General features: G+C 55.3%; 1 rRNA gene. It reads left to right on the top strand.

The features are described 5' to 3' along the window. Positions 1–5: 5 nt before the first annotated feature. Positions 6–1,538: ribosomal RNA gene (locus MLE19_RS22770) — 16S ribosomal RNA — on the top strand. Positions 1,539–1,551 lie beyond the last annotated feature (13 nt).

Here is a 1,551-nt window from a genome sequence, read left to right as displayed (position 1 = left end):
ATTGTAAACTGAAGAGTTTGATCATGGCTCAGATTGAACGCTGGCGGCAGGCCTAACACATGCAAGTCGAGCGGTAACAGATCTAGCTTGCTAGATGCTGACGAGCGGCGGACGGGTGAGTAATGCATAGGAATCTGCCCGATAGTGGGGGATAACCTGGGGAAACCCAGGCTAATACCGCATACGTCCTACGGGAGAAAGGGGGCTTCGGCTCCCGCTATTGGATGAGCCTATGTCGGATTAGCTAGTTGGTGAGGTAAAGGCTCACCAAGGCAACGATCCGTAGCTGGTCTGAGAGGATGATCAGCCACATCGGGACTGAGACACGGCCCGAACTCCTACGGGAGGCAGCAGTGGGGAATATTGGACAATGGGGGCAACCCTGATCCAGCCATGCCGCGTGTGTGAAGAAGGCCCTCGGGTTGTAAAGCACTTTCAGCGAGGAAGAACGCCTGTCGGTTAATACCCGGTAGGAAAGACATCACTCGCAGAAGAAGCACCGGCTAACTCCGTGCCAGCAGCCGCGGTAATACGGAGGGTGCAAGCGTTAATCGGAATTACTGGGCGTAAAGCGCGCGTAGGTGGCTTGATAAGCCGGTTGTGAAAGCCCCGGGCTCAACCTGGGAACGGCATCCGGAACTGTCAGGCTAGAGTGCAGGAGAGGAAGGTAGAATTCCCGGTGTAGCGGTGAAATGCGTAGAGATCGGGAGGAATACCAGTGGCGAAGGCGGCCTTCTGGACTGACACTGACACTGAGGTGCGAAAGCGTGGGTAGCAAACAGGATTAGATACCCTGGTAGTCCACGCCGTAAACGATGTCGACCAGCCGTTGGGTGCCTAGAGCACTTTGTGGCGAAGTTAACGCGATAAGTCGACCGCCTGGGGAGTACGGCCGCAAGGTTAAAACTCAAATGAATTGACGGGGGCCCGCACAAGCGGTGGAGCATGTGGTTTAATTCGATGCAACGCGAAGAACCTTACCTACCCTTGACATCTACAGAAGCCGGAAGAGATTCTGGTGTGCCTTCGGGAACTGTAAGACAGGTGCTGCATGGCTGTCGTCAGCTCGTGTTGTGAAATGTTGGGTTAAGTCCCGTAACGAGCGCAACCCTTGTCCTTATTTGCCAGCGAGTAATGTCGGGAACTCTAAGGAGACTGCCGGTGACAAACCGGAGGAAGGTGGGGACGACGTCAAGTCATCATGGCCCTTACGGGTAGGGCTACACACGTGCTACAATGGCCGGTACAAAGGGCTGCGAGCTCGCGAGAGTCAGCGAATCCCTTAAAGCCGGTCTCAGTCCGGATCGGAGTCTGCAACTCGACTCCGTGAAGTCGGAATCGCTAGTAATCGTGAATCAGAATGTCACGGTGAATACGTTCCCGGGCCTTGTACACACCGCCCGTCACACCATGGGAGTGGACTGCACCAGAAGTGGTTAGCCTAACGCAAGAGGGCGATCACCACGGTGTGGTTCATGACTGGGGTGAAGTCGTAACAAGGTAGCCGTAGGGGAACCTGCGGCTGGATCACCTCCTTAAACGATGCGTCAC

This window comes from Vreelandella neptunia (assembly GCF_022489065.1).
GTDB lineage: Bacteria > Pseudomonadota > Gammaproteobacteria > Pseudomonadales > Halomonadaceae > Vreelandella > Vreelandella neptunia_A.
Note: the sequence above shows the minus strand (reverse complement) of the source record. Positions and strands in the feature narration are given on the sequence as shown.